The organism is Streptomyces spiramenti, assembly GCF_012034385.1.
GTDB classification, from domain to species: Bacteria; Actinomycetota; Actinomycetes; order Streptomycetales; family Streptomycetaceae; genus Streptomyces; species Streptomyces spiramenti.
On the sequence record NZ_JAAVJB010000371.1, the window covers coordinates 1 to 3,163 of the forward strand.

Below are 3,163 nucleotides of genomic sequence, written 5' to 3' on the forward strand. Positions count from 1 at the left end.
TCAAGACCGGTCTTGCGGGCCGTCTCCACGAGCAGGACCGACCCGGCCTGCGAGACGACCTGACGACCGTCGTCCTGGACACGGGCACGCGGGTAAGAACCGATAGAGTGCTTCACCTGGAGAGTGCTCTTTTCCTTGCAGCGAACTGGACCCTCAGCAAGTCCTATCGTTGCAGGTCAAGGGCACTTTCTGCGTTCCTGATCAACCTCCGGACAGCCCACCGCGTGAAAGCGCGAGGCTAAACCGTCGATCTGTCTCCGGGCCGAGAGGATCATCGGGCCCAGTGAGGCGAGCAGATGCCCACCGCCGACTGCCGGCAGCGCACGGGGCAGGCCGACCGAATCCACGAGGAGGTCCGCGGCCAGTCCGCTCAGAGCGTGTGTGAGACCCCACGTCGGCTCAGCTCGCGGCGTCAGATGCGGTCAGCTGCACGGCGGAGGGGCACCCTCATACCGGGTTGTATTCGGGTGTTCCTGACAACGCAGCAGATGGCCGTAGCTGGCGTCGCGGGTCCTCGCTCCGGTCCGCGAGCAGCGGCACGCACGTCCCCGGGGCGACCCCCGCCGCCGCCAGACCGCCCGCGACTCGCATCGCGTCGGCCAGCAACTCGGCCAGTGTCACGGTCAGCTCGCTGCGGTCGCTCCGCAGGTGGACGACTGTCTGCTCGGGAGTCTCACGGACCGCGCCCAGCGATACCTCCAGCGGTGTCATGTCGTCCACCGGTCCGTCGGTCCCGCCGCTCACCGGTGTGGCAGCGCCCTCCTCTGGGGACGGCGGGCCACGCCGGGGCTGTACTGCGCCCCGCCGTCGCTGTCCACCGATGATCCTAGGAATGCCTCCGCCACCGGGGATCGACCCCCGGGGAGGAGACAGGGCTGCACCTCTGGTGAGACCTCACCGCCGCACGGCGGGCGTGCCCTCGGGTTCGGCGGGCCGGGAACGGGTGGTTTGTGCGCCGGTGGGTGTGGGTGGTGTCTGGCTTGATTCTTCAGTGGTGGGTGGGACGGTGTCTCGTGGTGAGGGCGCCGGGTGTGTCACGGCGTGTCTGGTCTGCGCCGGGCCGGGTCTGGTCGGGTCTGGTCTGTCGGGTCTTTTCAGGATGGGAGGTGTGTCGTGTCGAGTGTGTCGTTGACCGGGAAAGCGTTGCGTATGGCGCGGTTGTCCAGACGGGGTGACGGTCGTTACTTGTTCGTCCCGCTCGATCATTCTGTGTCTGACGGGCCGGTGGTCACTGGTACCGGTTTCTGTGAGTTGGTACGGGATATCAGCGTGGGGGGAGCGGACGCTGTCGTGGTCCATAAAGGCCGAGCTCGGATGATTCCGCCTGGGTTGCTCACCCGTACCGCGCTCGTGGTGCATCTGAGTGCGAGTACCGTTCACGCTCCCGATGTCGATGCGAAGGTGTTGGTCGGTAGCGTCGAGGACGCTGTGGGGATCGGTGCGGACGCTGTCAGTGTCCATGTGAATATCGGTTCTCTCACCGAAGCGGCGCAGCTCGCTGATCTCGGGGTGGTCGCTTCGGGGTGCGAGCGGTGGGGGATGCCGTTGCTGGTGATGATCTACCCGCGGGGCCCGCGGGTGGAGGACGGGGCGAGAGCGGATCTGGTCGCGCATGTCGTGAATATCGCGGTCGATCTCGGTGCCGATCTCGTCAAGACGGTCCTGGCTGCTCCCGCGTCGCGTATGTCGGACGTCGTTGCGAGTTGTCCGTTGCCGGTCCTGGTCGCCGGGGGCGGGGGCGGGGGGCAGTCCCTGCGTGAGTTCGCGTCCTCGGCGTTGGCCGCGGGGTGCAGTGGACTGGCGGTCGGCCGTCGGGTCTTCACCGGTCCGTCTCCTCGGGAAGCGGTCCGGGAACTCGCTGAAATCGTTCATGGCCGAGTGCTCGCGGCTGAGCCGGTGCCTCCTTCCCACATGGTAGGTGTGTTATGAAATTTGCTTGGATCGATATGCGTACCGTTCCCGTCGATCACCGTGAGGCGGTGATCGACGCGTCGGTACATGCCCGGGTCGACGCGATCGTCGACAGCGATGTCGCGACCTTGTCGACGCTGCCGAACACGGTCAAGCGCGTGTTGGCGGGGCCGCCGCCTGCCGGTCAGGTGCCGGAGGGCGTGATCGTGTTGAACGAGATCGCCGACGCGGGCCGGTTGGCGCAGGTTCGTGCGCTCCACCGTGAGGGGCTGGAGGACACCGCGGGCCTGGTCGACGTGGTCGATGATCCGTCCTTGACGCTGGCCTGTGAGGCGGCGGTCGCGCTGGCCTACACGGTCGTGGAGTTCAAGGACCCGACGAAGATCCCTCTGGAGATCGTCATCGCTGCGGCCGACAGCTCGCCGGGGCAGTTGATCTGCCGGGCCGACGACCTGGAGGAGGCCCAGGTCATCGTCGATGTGCTCGAGAAGGGCTCGGAGGGTGTGCTGCTGGCTCCTCGTGACGCCAACGACGTGTTCGCCCTGGTGGAGATGCTCCGGCTGAAGACTCCCGCCTTGCGGCTGTCCACCCTGACGATCGATTCCATCGAGCACCTGGGGCTCGGGGACCGGGTGTGCATCGATACCTGTACCCATTTCGAGAAGGACGAGGGGATGCTCGTGGGCTCCTACGCCCACGGGTTCATCCTGTGCGTGAGCGAGACCCACCCGCTGCCCTACATGCCGACCCGTCCGTTCCGCATCAACGCGGGCGCCTTGCACAGTTACGTCTTCGGGCAGGACAACCGCACCAACTACCTCAGCGAGCTCAAGGCGGGCAGCGCGGTCCTCGCGGTCGGTGCCGACGGACGTACCCGTCGCATCGTGGTGGGTCGGATCAAGTTGGAGTCCCGGCCGTTGCTGAGTATCAAGGCCCGCTCGCCCGAGGGGGTGGAGGTCAATCTCATCGTGCAGGACGACTGGCACGTGCGGGTTCTGGGGCCCGGGGCGAGTGTGCTGAACGTGACCGAGTTGACGGAGGGGGACCAGGTCCTGGGCCACGTTGCCACCGACAAGCGGCACGTCGGCTGGCCGGTCGGCGAGTTCTGCGTCGAGAAGTAACCCCCTGAGGGCGGTGCGGCGCTGCCTGCCGGGGCCCCGGGGCGCGGTGTGCGGCGGCCCCGCCCCCCCGGGGGGCGGGGCCGGGTGCGGGGGCGGGCCTGCGCTGTGGAGGCGCTGCGTTGCGCGCGGGC

Annotated in this window: 3 protein-coding genes; 2 read left to right on the forward strand and 1 reads right to left on the reverse strand. The window is 67.7% G+C overall.

Annotated features, from left to right (window positions below; translation table 11 throughout):
• Window positions 1–447: 447 nt before the first annotated feature.
• Window positions 448–720 (reverse strand): hypothetical protein, encoded by a 273-nt coding sequence (locus tag HCJ92_RS23290; RefSeq protein WP_167935587.1) that lies wholly within the window; start codon window positions 718–720, stop codon window positions 448–450.
• 402 nt (window positions 721–1,122) lie between these two features.
• Here HCJ92_RS23290 and HCJ92_RS23295 point away from each other — a divergent pair, with 402 nt between their 5' ends.
• Together HCJ92_RS23295 and HCJ92_RS23300 are read left to right on the forward strand one after the other, a co-directional pair.
• Window positions 1,123–1,929: a 2-amino-3,7-dideoxy-D-threo-hept-6-ulosonate synthase gene (locus tag HCJ92_RS23295; protein ID WP_167935589.1), complete on the forward strand. Its 807-nt coding sequence runs from the start codon at window positions 1,123–1,125 to the stop codon at window positions 1,927–1,929.
• Window positions 1,926–3,032, forward strand: coding sequence for a 3-dehydroquinate synthase II family protein (locus HCJ92_RS23300; RefSeq protein WP_167935588.1), 1,107 nt, complete (start codon window positions 1,926–1,928; stop codon window positions 3,030–3,032). The genes HCJ92_RS23295 and HCJ92_RS23300 overlap by 4 nt, the downstream gene beginning before the upstream one ends.
• Window positions 3,033–3,163 lie beyond the last annotated feature (131 nt).